This window comes from Pseudomonas sp. HB05, from assembly GCF_016756915.1.
GTDB lineage: Bacteria > Pseudomonadota > Gammaproteobacteria > Pseudomonadales > Pseudomonadaceae > Aquipseudomonas > Aquipseudomonas alvandae.
The window spans coordinates 22,274-39,540 of record NZ_JAESPG010000045.1; the positions used below are offsets into that span (position 1 = coordinate 22,274).

General features: G+C 62.4%; 10 protein-coding genes. 4 read left to right on the forward strand and 6 right to left on the reverse strand.

Annotation, left to right across the window (positions count from 1 at the left end; all coding sequences use genetic code 11):
* Position 1: 1 nt before the first annotated feature.
* The 6 genes from JMN22_RS25620 to JMN22_RS25645 form a co-directional block, all read right to left on the reverse strand.
* Positions 2-1,372 carry an HlyD family type I secretion periplasmic adaptor subunit gene (locus JMN22_RS25620; protein WP_198797362.1) on the reverse strand — a complete coding sequence of 457 codons (1,371 nt, stop codon included), beginning with the start codon at positions 1,370-1,372 and terminating at the stop codon, positions 2-4.
* On the reverse strand, positions 1,365-3,086 hold the full coding sequence (locus JMN22_RS25625; RefSeq protein WP_198797361.1) for a type I secretion system permease/ATPase: 1,722 nt from the start codon (positions 3,084-3,086) through the stop codon (positions 1,365-1,367). Before JMN22_RS25625 ends, JMN22_RS25620 begins: the two co-directional genes overlap by 8 nt.
* Positions 3,087-3,425: 339 nt before the next feature.
* On the reverse strand, positions 3,426-4,826 hold the full coding sequence (locus tag JMN22_RS25630; protein ID WP_198797360.1) for an amino acid permease: 1,401 nt from the start codon (positions 4,824-4,826) through the stop codon (positions 3,426-3,428).
* A gap of 224 nt (positions 4,827-5,050) precedes the next feature.
* The gene (locus JMN22_RS25635; protein ID WP_198797359.1) at positions 5,051-5,698 is read right to left on the reverse strand and encodes a response regulator transcription factor; all 648 of its coding nucleotides are present in this window, start codon (positions 5,696-5,698) and stop codon (positions 5,051-5,053) included.
* Between the two features lie 78 nt (positions 5,699-5,776).
* Complete coding sequence (locus JMN22_RS25640) at positions 5,777-6,379, reverse strand: lecithin retinol acyltransferase family protein (RefSeq protein WP_198797358.1); 603 nt, start codon at positions 6,377-6,379, stop codon at positions 5,777-5,779.
* Between the two features lie 129 nt (positions 6,380-6,508).
* Positions 6,509-11,986: a trifunctional serine/threonine-protein kinase/ATP-binding protein/sensor histidine kinase gene (locus tag JMN22_RS25645; RefSeq protein WP_198797357.1), complete on the reverse strand. Its 5,478-nt coding sequence runs from the start codon at positions 11,984-11,986 to the stop codon at positions 6,509-6,511.
* A 427-nt stretch (positions 11,987-12,413) separates the two neighbouring features.
* Between JMN22_RS25645 and JMN22_RS25650 the strand changes: the two genes are divergently transcribed.
* From JMN22_RS25650 to JMN22_RS25665, 4 genes are all read left to right on the forward strand, one after another.
* Positions 12,414-12,791, forward strand: a complete 378-nt coding sequence (locus tag JMN22_RS25650; protein ID WP_198797356.1) for a response regulator transcription factor — start codon at positions 12,414-12,416, stop codon at positions 12,789-12,791.
* A 205-nt stretch (positions 12,792-12,996) separates the two neighbouring features.
* Positions 12,997-14,463 (forward strand): efflux transporter outer membrane subunit, encoded by a 1,467-nt coding sequence (locus tag JMN22_RS25655; RefSeq protein WP_198797355.1) that lies wholly within the window; start codon positions 12,997-12,999, stop codon positions 14,461-14,463.
* Entirely contained in the window at positions 14,460-16,025 is a 1,566-nt protein-coding gene (locus tag JMN22_RS25660; RefSeq protein ID WP_198797354.1) for an MFS transporter, read from the forward strand. Before JMN22_RS25655 ends, JMN22_RS25660 begins: the two co-directional genes overlap by 4 nt.
* Before the next feature lie 6 nt (positions 16,026-16,031).
* On the forward strand, positions 16,032-17,063 hold the full coding sequence (locus JMN22_RS25665) for an HlyD family secretion protein (protein WP_198797353.1): 1,032 nt from the start codon (positions 16,032-16,034) through the stop codon (positions 17,061-17,063).
* Positions 17,064-17,267 lie beyond the last annotated feature (204 nt).

A 17,267-nucleotide genomic window follows, 5' to 3' on the forward strand; every position in this document is an offset into this window, starting at 1 on the left:
CTCATTCCTCTTTGAAGGCAGCCAGCAAGCGTTCGCGCAACGGTTTCATCAGGTAATTCATCAAGGTCCGTTCACCCGTCACCACGGTGACGTCGGCGAGCATCCCCGGACGCACCAGCAGCCCGGCGTCCTGCAGCGAGACAACGGTCTCGGCGGGAATCTCGACCTTGGCGGAGAAGTATGGCTGGTGCGTCTGCTGGTCGATCAACTGATCCGCCGACACGGTGGTGACCGTGCCGGTCACAGTCGGCGTATCCACTCGTTGCAGCGCGGTGAAATGCACATGCACCGGCAACCCGGGGCGCAGTTTGTTGGCCATCAGCGGCTCGAAACGCGCGGTGATCGCCATCGGCGCGTCCAGTGGCACCACTTGCATCAAGGTTTGTCCGGCCTGGGCAACGCCGCCCACCGTGTGGATGGCCAAGTCCATGACCTGCCCCGCCACCGGCGCGCGGATCGCGCCATTGTCGACTTCGAACTGCAAGGCTCGGATCTGATCGGCATACCCCGCGGCCTCGGCCGACACCTCGCTGAGCTGGGTTTCAGCATCACGCCGGAACTCCTGCTGCGCCTGCAAGGCCTTGAGCCGACTTTCATTGATGGCCTGGCGCGTACGACCGACATCACCGACACCCGAGGCGATCTGCCCGGCCAGTTGCGCCGCGTTGCGCTCGGCCTCGAAGAGCTTGTTGCGCGGCACGTAGCCCTCCCGGGCCAGGTCACGCAGGCCGACGAGTTCCTGCTGCTGGAAACGCATCTGCGCATCGTAGTTGCGCTTGACGCCTTCGTAGCCCTGCAACTGCTGCTGCAAGGCGCCGATTTCATGCTCGATGATCTGCAAGCGACTGCCGAGCTCGGCGCGACGGGTCATGAACAACTGGCTCTGGAGGGCCATGGCCGCCTTGACGCGGGGCTCGTCGGCACGCTCCAGCAATTGCTGCGGCCACTGGATGTCATCGGCGCCCAAACGCTCGGCCATCAACCGCGCCTCGATGCTGCGATCGTTGAGCAGCTTGCCAAGGGTCACGTCCAGCTGCGATTGCGCCTGCACCGTGTTGAGCTGCACCAACAATTGCCCTTGGCTGACGCGGTCACCGTCACTGACCAGCAGTTTTTCCACGACCCCGCCAACCAGCGACTGCACGGCCTTGCGTTCACCCGCCACCACCACGGTGCCGCTGCCCACCACGCCCTGGTCGAGCGGTGCCAGGCACGCCCAAAGCAGAAAGCCGCCAAGGGCCAGGGCGAGGAACACCACACCGTAGCGCGCCGCCCCGCCCGCATCGGTGCTGGCGCTGGGCAATGTGTTGCTGCTGAGCACACTCAGGCCATGCTCACCGTGGGCCGGTGCGGCCGATTTCAAATCACGCATCCTTGCTTGCCTCCCGCACAGCCGCCGGCCTCGGTCCCGGCATCAGCGCCTTGAGCACCCGGTCCCGCGGCCCGAACGCTTGTTGAGTACCGTCCTTCAGCACGAGGATGTGATCGACCACTGCCAGCACGTTGGGCCGATGGGTGATCAACACCACGGTACTGCCGGCAGCCTTGAGCACGCCGATGGCCTGCACCAGCGCCAGTTCGCCGGCTTCATCCAGATTGGAATTGGGTTCGTCGAGCACGATCAGCGACGGGCTGCCATACAGCGCGCGGGCCAGGCCCAGGCGTTGCTTCTGCCCGCCGGACAGGCCAAGTCCACCAGGCCCCAGCGGCGTGTCGTAACCCTTGGGGAAGCGCAGGATCATTTCGTGGATGCCCGCGTGGCGGCTGGCGGCGATGATCTTGTCGGCGTCCTGCTCGCCGAAACGGGCGATGTTGTCGGCGACGCTGCCATCGAACAGCTCGATGTCCTGGGGCAGATAGCCGAGGTACGGCCCCAGCGCATCATGGGACCATTGACTGATCTCGGCATCGTCCAGGCGCACCGATCCACCGATGGCCGGCCACACGCCGACCAACGCGCGAGCCAAGGTCGACTTGCCGCTGGCACTGGGGCCGACCACCGCGAGCACTTCGCCCTTGCCCAGGCTGAAATTGATGCCCCGCAAAATCGGCTGCGAAGCCCCGGGCGGCCCCACATACACTTGCTCCAGGCGCAGCGCGCCGGTCGGCGGCGGCAGCGGCATGCGCAAGCGATCACGGGGGTGTTGCGCCAACAGTTGGCTCAGGCGCTGGTAGCTCTGGCGGCCGCTGTTGAATTGCTTCCACGAGCCGATGGCGATTTCCACCGGCGCCAGGGCACGCCCCAACAGCAACGACATGGCGATCATCATCCCCGCCGACAACTGCCCTTCGAGCACCAGGAGCGCGCCCAATCCCAAGGCCAGGGATTGCCCGGAAATCCGCACGAACCGCGTCGCCGAGGTGATGCGCGCACCGCGATCGCTGGCGTGGGCCTGCGCCGCGATGATGCGTTGTTGCAACAGGCTCCAACGCTGGCGTAGCGGCCCGAGCATGCCCAGGGCCTGGATGACTTCGGCGTTCTGCAGCGTGCTGTTGACGTAGATCGATGACTGCACCCCCAGCCGGTTGGCCTCCCCCAGGCGTCCTCGGGTCGCCAGTTCGCCCCACAGCGCCAGGCCGATCAGCGTCAACGCGAGCACCAGGGTCAGCACGCCAAACCACGGATGGAAGATGAACGCCACCAGCAGGAAGATCGGCAACCACGGCGCGTCGAGCAAGGCGATCAGGCCCTGGCCGGTAATCAACTGTCGCAGGGTAGCAAGGTCGGTGAGCACTTGCGCCGGGTTGGCGTTGTGCTCGCGCAGGCTGCGGGCAAACGCCGCGTCGAAGATCCGCTCGCCCAAGGCGTCGTCCAGCCCGGCGCTCATGCGGATCATCACCTCGCCGCGCACCCACTCGATCAGCGCACTGAACATGAACAGCCCGAGGGCGATCAAGGTCAGCATTAACAGAGTGGTTTCGTTGCGACTGGTGAGGACCCGGTCGTAGACCTGCATCATGTAGAGCGACGGCACCAGCACCAACAGATTGATCACGCCACTGAACAACGCCAGGGACCAGAACACCCGGCGATAACTCAACAATGCGGCGTCGATGTCGTGCCGTGGATCAAGGAGCAAACCCATAGAGTGTCAACCCGCAAAAGAAATAACCGTCCCGATGCAATCCATGCGAGTCATTAGCCCGAAGGCGTCAAAAAAAGAGCGTCATCCTGCTGACATTGTCGCCATCTGTGGCGAACTCCACCCGTACGGGCGCCAACTACTGACAACGCTGCCAAAGGTAAGTGCCAGAGGGGAATGAGGGATTTTCGGGGGACGGTGAAAAACGAGGGGATGAGACGCAGGTCCCTGTGGGAGCGAGCTTGCTCCGGGCGGCGATCCGACGATGGCGTCGGGTCAGTGGCTGGGATTTGACTGCCACACCGCTATCGCGAGCAAGCTCGCTCCCACGGGTTTGTAGTGTTAACCCAGGGACACCGCTTCTTCAGGCTGCGCCGATTGCCGCGCCGTCACCAGGCCGATAAAGGAAATGACCAAGGCCAGGCCAAGGGTGGTGCTCACCTCGCTGCGGTGCTCGGGCGTTACCATCATCACCGCCAGGGCCGCGCAGATGAACACGATCACCGCCCAGGTGAGCCACGGGAACAACCACATGCGAAAGCCCAGCTCGACGCCTTGCCGGACCAGCTTGCGGCGCATGCGCAACTGCGACACGGCGATCGCCAGGTACACCAGCAACGCGATGGCGCCGGAGCTGGCGAGCAGGAACTGGAACAACCCGGCCGGCATGAAATAGCTGAACACGGTGATGCCCAACCCCAACACCGTACTGGCAATCACTGCGGCCCTGGGTACCCCAGCGGCCGAGGTCACTTCCGCCGCCTTCGGCGCATCGCCTCGCCGGCCCAGGGAATAGAGCATGCGCGAGGCGATGTAGATCGAGGAGTTCATGCAACTGGCCACGGCGATCAGCACCACCACGTCTACCATGAACTTGGCATGGGGAATGTTCATCAGTTCCAAGGCCCGTTGATAGGAACCCACCGACGCCAACTGCGGATCGTTCCACGGCACCACGGAAATAACCACGAAGATCGACAGCAGGTAGAAAACGCCGATACGCCAGATCACCGAGCGGGTCGCCTTGGCAATGTTCTGCGCGGGGTTGCTGGATTCGGCGGCAGCAATGGTCACCGCTTCCGTGCCGATGAAGCTGAACATGATGGTGATGAAGGCTCCGACCACGGCAGACAAGCCATTGGGCGCGAAGCCGCCGTATTCGTCCATCAAGCGACTCAAGCCGCTGGCCTCGCGCTCGGGAATCCAGCCCATCAAGACCGCGAAGCCCAGGGAGATGAAACCGATGATCGCCACCACCTTGGCCATGGCGAACCAGAACTCGAATTCACCGTATTTGGAGACGCTGAACAGGTTCGTCACCGCCAAGGCGATGATCGACACCGAAGCGAACAGCCACGCATCGACGGAGGGAAACCATTGGTTCAGCACATGACCGGCGGCCAGTGCCTCGATGGGAATCACCAGTACCCAGAACCACCAATACAGCCAACCGATGGTGAAGCCGGCCCAGCGCCCGATCGCCTGGTCGGCGTAGGTGGAAAAGGAGCCGGTATCCGGCCGCGCCACCGCCATCTCGCCGAGCATGCGCATGACGAGCACCACCAGCAGGCCGGAAAAAAGATACGCCAGCATCACCGCCGGACCTGCGGCGGCGATGGCATGGCCCGATCCGACAAACAGGCCTGCGCCGATAATCCCGGCAATTGAAAGCATGGTGACGTGACGAGGCTTGAAGCCCTGCGCCAGGTGGCCGTTCGAATCCTTGAAGGTCGGGCTGGTCATTGTTGTTCTCTTATCGACAGTGAGGCGTGTCGAGGGACTGTCGGTGCTGGTTGGTTTTCGCTCCTCCTGAAAGCGGCACACCCTGGATGTCTGATCCAATCCCTCGTGAAGTTGGCTCTGCGGTAAACCGTTGAGCCACGTTACCCGCCTACACGCCCGAGTCAGTTACCTGTGGGCGCCGCCTTTTTGCCTGATCTCGCCAACGAGTAATGGCGTTTGGCCCGTCAAGCAGGCTCTGCGCCGAGGGTTTCAGCCATTCGCACCAAGTCGGCGAACGACTTGGCATGCATTTTTTTCATGGCGTGGGCGCGATGGATTTTCACGGTGATCTCGCTCAGGTTCATCTGCCCGGCGATCTGCTTGTTCATCAGGCCTTTCGCAGCGAGGGACATCACTTCTTTCTCTCGTGCTGTCAGCGATTGATATCGGGCGTGCAGGTCCGAGAGCTGCCGCTCGACGCTCCTGCGCTTCACATCGGTTTGAAGCGCGGCTGACACCGCATCCAGCAAATCCTGTTCACGAAAGGGTTTGGCCAGGAAGTCCATGGCCCCCGCCTTCATCGCCTTGACGGACATTTCGATATCACCGTGACCGGTGATGAAGATGATGGGAATCCTGATGTTCGCCGCCGCCAACTGGCTCTGGAAATCGAGCCCGCTACTGCCTTGCAGTCGAACATCGAGTACCAGGCAACTGGCACTGTCGGACCGGGGCCACGCGAGAAACTCTGCGGTGGAGGCGAACGTCTCGACGCGCATGCCAACAGAACGCAAAAGATTGCTCAGCGCATTGCGAATGGAGGCGTCATCGTCCAGGACGAACACAATGGAGCCTTCACTGCCCGGCTCATTGGATTTGGAATTGCCGTTCATGCACGCTCCTCTCGCGTAATGGACGGAAAGTCTAGCACAGCGCTCTCAGCCATCACCTGGCCCCGGCGGTCCCTGGCGCTACGCGACAAGGTTGGATTCCAGGGCTGTGATCGAGGCAAGAAATTCCCGTGGACGACGCCAGCAAGCATTGAGCTGCGCACTGTAGCTTTTCCCCGTGAGGCACCAGGTGCAGAAGTGTTCGCAGTTATTGGAGAACAGCCGGTATTGGTTTTCGCCCAGCCTCGAACGCGCCCGATGGACAATTTCATCGGCACGATACCGGCGCGCCTCGCGGATTATCCAGACGGGCTTTCCGCTGGCGAAATGCTCAAGATCAGTGACTTCGATAGGCCCCGCCTCGAGAGAACCACCAAGCCCCGAATAATGTGCGACGTTTCCGTTGCCCAGGTAAATGCCGTGATGCAGATAGAACCGACGCGGGCTCACCAGGTGCGCACCTGGCGGCAACTCGCCTGCGGCGACGATATCGACTCGCTCCAACGAACCATTCGTCAATGCACCCAGCCGCCCGCCACACTGGCGAGGCTCCAAGGACGGGCAACCTGACGACATGGGCACGCTCATACGATAGAAAACATTCGTTGTGATCAGCGCCAGGCAAATAAGCACTATTGAACGAAGGGACGAAAATTCGTCCGCTGCAATGGCTGTCAGTTTCATTGCCAGATACTCCGCAACCCGTGCTATCAATGTATCGCTCGAGTTGGCGGGGATCATTTGTACGAGGGATTGCTTCGCTGGTCGATTGATATGCGGTCAGTAAACCTAGGTATTACATTCGCTTGATCATCAGCATTGTCTGATCGGTAGCGTGAACTCCACAGTGGCACCGCGGGGTGGATTGGCACCGGCTCTCAAGCAGCCACCATGGGCCTCGATGATCGATCGGCAAATGGACAAGCCCAGCCCGAGCCCGGAAGGTTTCGTGGTGTAGAACGAGGTGAACACCTGCTCGGTGCATTCCAAGGCAAAACCCGGCCCCGAATCGCTCACCGTGACCCTGACGTATCCGCCATCATCGCGGGCGGAGCAGATCAGCAGGTGCCGATCGCCAACATCGATCCCACCCATGGCCTCCAGCGCGTTCATGATCAGGTTGAGCAACACTTGCTGCAGCTCCACGCGATCCCCCTCGATGGTGGGCAAGGCGTCGGCCAGCTGTGTGTGTATCGAAGCGCCGCTCTTGATGATCTGGAAACGGCTGAACTCGATCATCTCCTCGATCGCCGCGTTGATGTCCACAGGCCCCTTCTGCGGCGGGGCCTTGCGGATATGTTGGCGAATCCGTCCCAGCACGTCGGCGGCCCGATTGGCGTCCAGGACCAGGTGCCCGAGTATTTGCCTGACCTCCTCGATCTCTGGCGGCTGGGCATTGAGCCAACGCAACGCGGCGTCGGCATTGAGGATGGTCGCGGCAATCGGCTGATTGACTTCATGGGCAATCGAGGCGACCAACTGCCCCATGGTCGCTACCCTGTTCGCGTGGGCCAGCTCCGTCTGTACCTCGCGATAGCGGCGTTCGCTTTCACGAATTTTTTCTTCCGCCTGCCGGCGCTCGGTCAGGTCCAGCACAAAGGCCACGCCTTCCCCACTGCCGGCTTCGAACACGGCCAGGCCAACGATGACCGGCAAACGACTCCCATCCTTGCGCCAATATTCTTTCTCGTACGGACAAGCCTGTCCGGTCAGCAGGGCCTGGGCCAATGAGCGCTCGCTCAGCTCTCGATACTCGGGCACCGTCAGGTCCCGCCAGCGCAGGCGACCGGAGAGCAGGTCCTCGCGTTCGTACCCCACCATGCGCAGGAAAGCGTCATTGGCTTCAATGATGTCGCCCTCGGCATTCCACACGAGAATTCCGATGATGTTGGCATCGACGAGGCGACGGATCTTCGCTTCGCGCTCGGCCACCTCACGATACAAACGGGCATTTTCCAGTGAGATGGCCGCACGGGACGCCACCAGGTTCAGGATGGCGATACGCGTCGGACTGAAGACATGGGCGGTAAGGCTGTTTTCCAGGTAGAGCACGCCGACGAGCGTGGCCTGGTTGATCAGCGGCAGGCAGAGCACCGAACGCACCCGTCGCGCAAGCAGGTAGGGATCGGTGACAAACGGCGAAGCGACCGACGCCATGGCGTCGTCGAGGAAAACGCTCTCCTGGGTTCGTAGCACATGGTAAAGAATCGACTCCGGCAACAGCGTCGGACTGACCGGCACATCATGCGATTGCAGGGTGCTGCCGCCCGTCGTCGCTTGCGCTGCGATCCGAAGCCCCCCATCGCCGGACAGGATCAACAGGCCGCGTTCGGCGCCGGCCTGTTCAATCGCCGTGGCCATGACCCGGTCGATCAGTTTCTCCAGGACGATTTCACCCGACACGGCCTGGGAGACTTTCAGGACCGTCGCGATATCCAGTTGTTGTACAGGCGTGGCCATCGTCGAGGCCGGACCCGGTGCGAGCTCTTTGTCTCTCAGCCATGGGTATCGGGCTTCAAGCTGTCGAACCTTGCCATCGGCCCCCCACCGCACATAACCATAGCGCGCATCCTGCATGTACATCCGAGCGATTTTCTCCAGGCCCCGCCCGGCGTAGAACCGTGAAGCCCGTTCGTTGGCCAGCGCCTCGATATGGATGAAACCGCTTTCCCGGGCGGCCTCCATGGCCTGTTCGTACAGCAACTCGGCTTCGATCAGGCGCCCTTCGACGCGGGCAATCTCGGCAGCCACCAGCGCCGCGCGGCTGGCGAAGTTGTCCGGGCACTGTTGCGCCCAGGCCTGGAGCTGTCGATGCGCCGCCATCATCGCGCTCAAGTGTTGCCCCTGCTCATGCGCAGGAGCATCGGCGCAGACAGCCGCGTGGGCCAGGGCGACAAAAAAATGGAATTCGGCCTCTTCAAAAAACGCCTGGCATACCCAGAGCAACCGCTGCGCCTTTTCGGCGGCGGCCAATGCCGCTACAGGCTCATCGGCCATGTAGCGGGCCTGCAGCTTGCGCACCCAGTACAGGCATTCGGCGAGGACCAGGTCGGGATTGCCGGACAAATGGGTTTCCGTTGTTGGCTCGTCCTGTCCGTCATCGTCCAGCCGGCCGAACGTTGGCGTCTGGCCCCGGAGCATCCGGATCAACAGCAATTGGGTGGCGATAAAATCAGTCACCAGCCCGAACTGCACCTTCTTGGCGTAGGCCAGCCCTCGTTCAGCCTCCCCTTGCACGTCGGGCAGCGACTCGCCGGCAAACAGCAGGTCCGCGGTGAGGTTATTACCCGCATAGGCACCGTACGGCAGGTCGCCGATCCGGTTCGCCGCCGCAAATGATCGACGCAACAGATCGCGGCATTCGCCCACCGGCCGCATCCAGCGCACCGCAAAGCATGAGAAACACAGGTAGGTGCTCGCCTCGAATCGCGTCAAGCCACGGTGCTCAACCAGGTCGCAGCCCAGTTGGCCAAAACGGAAGCCGACCTCATAGTCGCCAAAGCGCCGCCCCGCGACTCTGAACAGGTTGGCGTAGAGCACGCATGAAGCATCGCAGTTGCCCCATTCCAGGCTGAGGGTTATGGCTTTGCAAATCAGCAAGTCCGCCAGGTTCGCGTCACTTTGCAAGGCTGGGGCGAACAGCTTGCCCAGGGCATTGACGGTTTCCAGCGCCGTCGCGTCCTCCATCAACGGCAAGACGATGAGGTCTTCGATTGCGCGGTCGCCCAGCAGCGCTCCGATCCGGTCGTATTCCTCGCGCACCGTCTCGTCGCTCGGCTGGGCGGACCATTGGATACCCACGTGCCGCAGGTAGGCGAGACAGACCGCGACCGCGCCATCGCTGCGGTCCATGAGCAAATACACATCCATCATCAAACACGCGACGCTGGCGCGCTCACTCACGGTCACGGCACGGTCCGACAACATTGTCAGGCGCTCGTCGGCGATGGCGAGCTGCCCGGTCAAAAACTCACATTCGGCCCGATTCAGTTCCAGGGCAAAAACGAGCCCGTGTCGATGCGTCCAACAGTCGTCGCCCAACAGCCGGACCCCGGTGGCCAGATAGTTGAGTGCCGACGCATAGGCCGTTGACGCCTTGGCCCGTTGGCCGGCCAGCAGGTTGAGCGCCGCCAGTTCCTCGCGTTCGGCGGGGTCCGTGAGCAACGCGGCGCCGAGGTTGAGCTGGCCAACGATGTCGAAAATCACCTCATCACGGGCCTGGGACGATGTCTGTGTGGCAAGCAATCGGCCGATTTTCAAATGCAGCTGGGGGCGCGAGTCGACGGGAATCATTGAATAGGCGGCTTCATGGATGCGGTCATGGACAAACCCGTACGCGCCGTCACGTCGCTCAACCAACTCCTGGCGAATCGCCTCCCAGAGGACCGCGCGGATTTGCGTCCTGGGAATTTCCAGCACGATCGCCAGCGACTTGAGCCCACAAGCGCTGCCCAGACAGGCAAGCTTTTGCAGGGATTGTTGTGTGTCCGTCGGCAGGCGCGCCAGCTTTTCGACCATCAGGTCCACGATATTGTCGGTGTAGCCCTTGGCATGAATACGGTCCGGGTCCCACCACCACTGCCGGCCGCCGTGATCAAACGTCAACAGTCCCTCGTCGGCGAGGGCCTGCAGGAACTGGATGACGAAGAAAGGATTGCCAGCGGTCTTGTCCAGCACCAGCTGCGCCAGAGGCTCGATACGAGCCGGCTCATCGTGCAGAGCCTCGGCAACCAACTGCTCGATATGGCCCTTGGCAAGCGGCGCCAGCGCGAGTTCGCTGACCTTGCCACCCGCGCCACGCAGCGTCTTCAGTTTGCCTGCCAGCGGATGTGACTCATCGACCTCATTGCTGCGGTAGGCCCCGACCAGCAGCAGATAGGGGACGTCGTCGCTGGTCAACAAGTCGTCCAGCAAGTCCAGCGTGGCCGCATCGAGCCATTGCAGATCGTCGAGGAACAGCGCGAGCGGATGCTCTCGTCGGGCGAACACGCCGATGAAACGCCGCAACACCAGCAGGAAGCGCCGCTGCTCTTGCTGGGGGTCAAGTATCGGGACCGCGGGGGGCTCGCCGAGGATAAGCCGCAGTTCGGGAATCAGGTCCGTCATCAGCCGTGCGTTAGGCCCCAACGCCGCCTGCAACGCGTCTCGCCAACCGGCCAGTTCGGCATCGCTCTTGCCCAGGAGCATGCGCACCAGGCTCTGGAACGCTTGAACCAGCGTCGAATAGGGAATATCCCGTCGGTATTGATCGAATTTGCCGCTGGCAAACAGTCCCCGTGGCGGCACGAGCACCTTGTGCAGTTCATTGACCACGGAGGACTTTCCGATACCGGAATAGCCCGCCACTAACACCAGTTCCGCCGCGCCGCTGTCAACGACACGGCCGAACGCATCGACCAGCGCCTGGACTTCGCCTTCTCGGCCATAGAGTTTCTCTGGAATCAGCAACCGGTCGGAACTGCCCTGCTCACCCAGCGCAAAAGCCTCGATGCGCTGCCCTTGCCGCCACTGCGCCAGGCATTGGCGCAGGTCGTACTCGACACTCGCGGCCGTCTGGTAGCGCTCCTCGGCGGTCTTTGCCAGCAGTTTCATGACGATCCGGGAAAGCGCATCGGGAATGGTTGCGATCCGCTCGCGGGGCGACAAGGGTTGCTTGGCGATATGGCAGTGCACCCATTCGATCGGATCCGATGCCGTGAACGGCAGCGAGCCGGTCAACATCTGGTAAAGCGTGACACCAAAGGAATAAAGATCGCTGCGCGAGTCGATCGAGCGATTCATTTTTCCGGTCTGTTCGGGCGCCATGTAGGCGAGCGTGCCCGCCAGGGTTTCAGGGGCCTGCCGCTCGCGAGGCAAGCGTGACGCCAGGCCGAACCCGGTGAGTCGGGCCTGTCCGTCATCGCAATCGGCCAGGATGTGGCTGGGCTTGATGTCTTTGTGGATCAGGCCGCGTTGATGAAGCTTGCCCAACGCCACGGCGATGCTCACTGCAAGTTGCAAGAACCGGGTGGTTTCCAAGGGCGATGTCAGCAAATGCACCAAGGGCAAGCCGCCTGGGTCGCTGAGCACCAGTTGCACCTGGGCGCCATCGCGGGCCAATTGCAAAGGCTTCACGGACCATGCGGCGTCCAACTCGTCCTTCAAGTCAAACTCATGGGCGAGACGGTCGAGGCAGTCCGGACGAGGTTGCTGCGTGGCGGGACGCGCCACCAGGACACTGCCATCGCCCTCTCTCACCGAGCGTCGCACCCGACTGAAGATACGCTCGCCATCGTCCCATTGTGTTTGCATGCTGTTATCCATCGGCACTGGAGCAAAAGTATGTTTCTGTCACATCTGCCGTCGAGCTGGCATCCAGTGTCCTGTCGCAATTGCCGATGCGACCGCTTTGATGCGGCTTCCATGGCTGCGCCGGCGACTCGAGGGGAAAACGTCGTGTCGGGTTCCGGGACGGGTCGTGTTGCCCTCGTCAAGATTAGCGCTTCGCCAGTTTCCTTCCTATTTTTTCCGGATCGCAGATGACCACCGGCTTGGCCATCGATTACCACGCCGATCGACGATGCCGCGCCAGTCTATTTGAAATTGCGCCGCGATCATTACTCTCCATGTGTCCAGCGGCCGCTCCTTTGGTCTTAGCGAGGTATACACAGGTATACTTTTGCACCCGGCGGGACCGCGTATGGTGAAGTGAAGACAGGCGCCATTACGAGCGATCCTCATGCCAGATACCCCCCTGCACGACCAGGCCACGATTGCGGTAGTCGATGACGACGAATCCGTTCGCGCGGCGCTCGATAACCTGTTGCGATCCAGCGGTTACGCCGTGCGCACCTATCCCGGAGCCCTGGAGTTCCTCGACGCGAAAGGGCCCGGGCAGACGCAGTGCCTGGTGTGCGACATACAAATGCCGCGCATGAGCGGCATCGAGTTGCATCGGCATCTGGTTGAAAAAGGCTGGCGCATCCCCACGCTGTTCATTACCGCTTACCCGCAACTGGCCGCCAATGTTCCAGGGTTGGTCGCCTGCCTGCCCAAGCCCTGCGATGCCAACAGGCTGCTGGACTGTATCGCCAGCGCCCTGGGTCAGCGCCACTGACCGCCCTGGCGAGTACTTCCCCGCCATCCATATACCTTCGTATAACCCCTCTCGCACCCACGTATGGTTTCGCTGAACCGATGCAGAAGTGCGCCCCGAGGAGCCCGCTCATAACATGCACTGGCGGTGTGCAAATCACCGTTATGGATTTTCGCCCCACCGCGAACGCTATTCGAGCGGCGTGCAACGCTCCGGGGAACAGGCTATGTCGGGCTCTCATGATTTACCTCAACACCTTTTAAGGCGTTTCTGCGGCGTCGTTGCCGCCCTCGGCACTGCTTGCCTGGCAGGTTGCATGGTCGGCCCGGATTTTGTCCGGACTGAAGGCGCACTGGACGCTGCGCAACTGGAGCCTCGCCAGGCGCCTACCGGCCCCTTCCCCACGTCGGGCGAAGTGCCCGTGCAATGGTGGCTGCTGTTCAACGATGGGCTGCTCACTCAGTTGCAGGCCCGGGCGCTGGAAGGAAACCTCGACCTGCAAATGGCGTCCGAACGCATCGAGCAAAGCCGTGCACGACTGGGCATCGCCGCGTCGCGACTGCTGCCGCAGGTCGGCGCCAATGCCAGCTATGCCCGTGAGGGCCTGAGCGAGAACGGCAAATCAGCGGCGCTCGGTGCCCCCACCGCCCCGCAGAATTTCTGGCAACTGGGTTTCGACGCCAGTTGGGAAATCGATCTATGGGGCCGCGCCCAGCGCCTGCGCGAAGGCGCGGCCGCGACTGTCGAGGCCACGCTGTATGACCGCGAAGCCGCGCGGGTGGCCTTATCCGCCGAAGTCGCGCGGACCTACTTGCAGTTGCGCGGGACCCAGGCGCAACAGGACATTGCCCGGCAGAACCAGGCCGTTGCCGAACGCACCCTGGCCCTGGCCGAAAGCCGCGAACGCAATGGCGTGGCGACGCACTTCGAAACCTCCTCCGCCCGCGCGCAACTGGCAACGGTCAAGGCCCTGTTGCCTGAACTGGCCCAGCGTCGCAACGCCCAGATGAATGCCCTGGCGCTGCTGTTGGGTGAACAGCCCCGCGCCCTCGATGCGCAACTGCGCGAAGCCATGCCCCTGCCGTCGCTGCCTACCCGCGTTCCGCTCGGCGTGCCGTCCGAACTGGCCCACCGGCGTCCCGATATCCTGCGCGCCGAAGCGCAACTGCACGCCGCCATGGCAGCCATCGGCGTCGCCAAGGCTGATTTCTATCCACGCATTGGCTTGAAAGGACGGGTCGGCGTGGAAGCGTTTAACAGCGGTGACCTGACCAGCTGGGACTCGCGCGCGTTCTCCGTCGGGCCGACGGTCTACCTGCCCATTTTCCAGGGCGGGCGTTTGAAACAACGCCTGACCTTGACCGAATCACAGCAAAAGTCCGCCGCGCTTGCCTATCGCCAGACCGTGTTGCAAGCCTGGCATGAAATAGACAACGCCCTGGATGCCTGGGCTGCCCAACAGCGCGAGCATGAGGAGCTGCTGGTTTCATACGAGCAGAACAGGCAGGCACTCCACGCCGCCGAACGGGGTTACGAACAAGGCGCCGCCGACTATCTCAGCGTCCTCACTGCGCAACTCAATGTGCTCGCCAGCCAGACCCGTCTCAATGCCAGCACGACCAATGCCACCCTCACCGTGGTCAATCTCTATAAATCCCTGGGTGGCGGTTGGGCTCCGGAGCAGGTTCGATGAACGGCATGGCCTTGTCGCCAGCGGCGGTTGCCATCAGCCAACTGCCTCAGGCAACAGACTCGAAACGGCCGCTGATCGGTTTGCTGGGGATTTTCCTCGCGGCGATGATGGCGGGACTGAACATCCGGGTTGGCGCGCTGGCACTCGCGGATTTGAGGGGCGCACTGGGCTTTGGTCTGGACGACGCCTCCTGGCTCACCACGGCCTACAGCGCCGGGGAGCTGATCGCCATGCCGTTTTCCGCATGGTTCGCCCTGACCTTTTCGGTCCGTCGTCTTGAACTGTGGGTGCTGGCTGCCTGTACGGTGCTGGCGATGATGCTGCCCTTTATCCGCGACCTGGAACTGCTGCTGACGCTGCGCTTCGCACAAGGCATCGCCAGTGGCACGACGATTCCGTTGCTGATGATGGCGGCCTTGAAGTTCCTGCCGCCCCCCGTACGGCTGTACGGGCTGGCGTTGTACGCCATGACCGCGACGTTCGCGCCCAATCTGTCGATCTGGCTCGCCGGATATTGGACGGATGGCCTGCAGGATTGGCGCTGGGTGTACTGGCAGATCATTCCCCTGACCTGCCTGGCCGCCGGACTGATCGGCTGGGGACTCCCGAAGGAGCCCGTCCAGGCCCACCGCTTCGGACAAGCCAACTGGTTGGGCATGGCGTGCGCGGTGCCCGGCCTCGGCCTGATAGCGATCGCGCTGGACCAAGGTATACGGCTGGATTGGCTTGAATCGCCGTGGGTGGCGTCGTCGCTGATGGCTGGCCTGGCGCTGCTGGCGATCTACCTGTTGACCGAGTGGTACCACCCGTCACCGTTCATCAAGTTGCAGATTCTCGGCCGGCGTAACCTCGGACTGGGCTGCACGTTATTCCTCTTCCTGCTCGTGGTGCTGATGTCCAGCTCTCTGTTGCCCGCCAGCTATCTCGGCCCGCTACAGCAATATCGGCCTTACCAGATGGCATCCATCGGCCTGATCGTCGCGCTGCCGCAACTGGTCTTGGGGCCGATGGTTGCCCTGTTGCTCTACCAGAAGTGGGTCGATGCCCGCCTGGTGTTCTCGTCAGGGTTATGCCTGATTGCCTTGGCCTGTTTTTGCGGTGCGCAATTGACCAGCGACTGGAACCGCGACCAGTTCGTCCTGGCGCAAGCGCTGCAAGCCCTGGGGCAACCCATGGCCGTCGTCTCGATGCTGTTCCTGATCACCAGCGTGGTGCAGCCTGCCGAAGGGCCCTACGTATCCGGCACCATCAACACCTTGCGTGCCTTTGGATCACTGGCCGGCGCTGCGCTGGTCGGGCAATTGATGGTCACGCGCGGACGCTTTCACGCAGAGATGTTGCTCGACCAGGCCGCCCTGGCCGGTAACGCCTTGCCTTCAATACCAGCGCCGCTGCAGTTGACGACCCTCGTCAGCCAGCAATCGCTGGTGCTGTCGATCGCCGATGCCTACCGCGTGCTTGGGGTGCTGGCCCTCCTGCTGATTCCTCTCGTGCTGCGCCTGGGCTTCATCCCGGCCCCTGTCATCCAGGCCGCCTCGCCCCCAACGTCCTCAAACGGTTGACCCATCATGGCATTACCAAAGAAAGCCAAGTTCATCAGTGCATTGCTGCTCACCGTAGCAATCAGCGGGGCTGTCTATATCAATCGTCCCGAATCCGCGGCCTCAGTCCAGTCGACTGACGACGCCTACGTGCTCGCCGACTTCACGACGGTAGCGCCTCAAGTGTCCGGCACGGTGGATTCGGTGTTGATCGAAGACAACCAGACGGTGAACAAAGGCGACTTGCTCGCGACCCTCGATGATCGAGATTTCATCGCCGCCGTGAACGCCGCCAAAGCCCAGGTCGCCAGCGCCCGCGCCGGCATCGCGAGCCTGCAAGCACACCTGGCCCGGCAGGCCACCGCCATTCGCCAGGCACAAGCCGCGCTGGCGGCGAGCGAGGCCGAACTCAAGCTGGCGGCGGTCAACCAGACGCGGTATCGCAACCTGGCCAACGATGGCTCAGGTACCGTACAGGCGCGGCAACAGGCTGAAGCACAACTGAGCATCCAGCAGGCACGCCGGGACAGAAGCGAGGCAGGTCTGCAGGCCGCCCGGCAACAAGTGGATGTGCTCAAGGCCGACCTGGAAAAAGCCACGGCGACCCTTGCCCACGCCGAAGCCACGCAAGCGATTGCCGAACTGAAGCTTTCCTACACTCGGATTACAGCGCCGATCAGCGGCACGATCGGGCAGAAATCGGTCCGAGTGGGTGCGTTCGTCAGCACAGGCAACCCCTTGCTGGCGATAGTCCCCCTCGATGCCGTGTACATCACGGCAAATTTTCGCGAGACGCAACTGGCGCGTGTAGCGGCCGGACAACCCGTGGAAATTGACGTGGATGCCTTGCCGGGCGAGGCGCTGCGGGGCACGGTACAGAGCCTGGGGCCGGCCAGCGGCGTCAGCTATTCGGCCATCGCACCGCACAACGCCACCGGCAACTTCACCAAGATCGTCCAGCGCCTGCCCGTGCGCATTCGCATCAATCCTGACCAGCCCGGCGCGACGAAGCTGCGCGTTGGGATGTCCGTTACGCCACGTATTCGTGTGGGTGGGTGACGTTCGGGCCCGCGGCGCCAGACGGGCCAGCACGACGCTTTCGAATATGTGCTTTAAAGTTTTAATCCAGTTAAGTATTTTGGGCGGATGCTGAGGGCATGCCGCTGTCAGCATGACTGCACCTGTGGAAGAACCTGTGGGAGCGAGCTTGCTCGCGATAGCGGTGTGTCAGCCACCTTATACGCAACTGACGCAACGCTATCG

What these genes read in the sequence shown, in the direction of transcription:
- JMN22_RS25655 (WP_198797355.1), top strand. Translation starts at nt 12,997, where the DNA reads ATGTCGGGCTCTCATGATTTACCTCAACACCTTTTAAGGCGTTTCTGC.
- JMN22_RS25650 (WP_198797356.1), top strand. Translation starts at nt 12,414, where the DNA reads ATGCCAGATACCCCCCTGCACGACCAGGCCACGATTGCGGTAGTCGAT.
- JMN22_RS25620 (WP_198797362.1), bottom strand. Translation starts at nt 1,372, where the DNA reads ATGCGTGATTTGAAATCGGCCGCACCGGCCCACGGTGAGCATGGCCTG.
- JMN22_RS25635 (WP_198797359.1), bottom strand. Translation starts at nt 5,698, where the DNA reads ATGAACGGCAATTCCAAATCCAATGAGCCGGGCAGTGAAGGCTCCATT.
- JMN22_RS25630 (WP_198797360.1), bottom strand. Translation starts at nt 4,826, where the DNA reads ATGACCAGCCCGACCTTCAAGGATTCGAACGGCCACCTGGCGCAGGGC.
- JMN22_RS25625 (WP_198797361.1), bottom strand. Translation starts at nt 3,086, where the DNA reads ATGGGTTTGCTCCTTGATCCACGGCACGACATCGACGCCGCATTGTTG.
- JMN22_RS25660 (WP_198797354.1), top strand. Translation starts at nt 14,460, where the DNA reads ATGAACGGCATGGCCTTGTCGCCAGCGGCGGTTGCCATCAGCCAACTG.
- JMN22_RS25665 (WP_198797353.1), top strand. Translation starts at nt 16,032, where the DNA reads ATGGCATTACCAAAGAAAGCCAAGTTCATCAGTGCATTGCTGCTCACC.
- JMN22_RS25640 (WP_198797358.1), bottom strand. Translation starts at nt 6,379, where the DNA reads ATGAAACTGACAGCCATTGCAGCGGACGAATTTTCGTCCCTTCGTTCA.
- JMN22_RS25645 (WP_198797357.1), bottom strand. Translation starts at nt 11,986, where the DNA reads ATGCAAACACAATGGGACGATGGCGAGCGTATCTTCAGTCGGGTGCGA.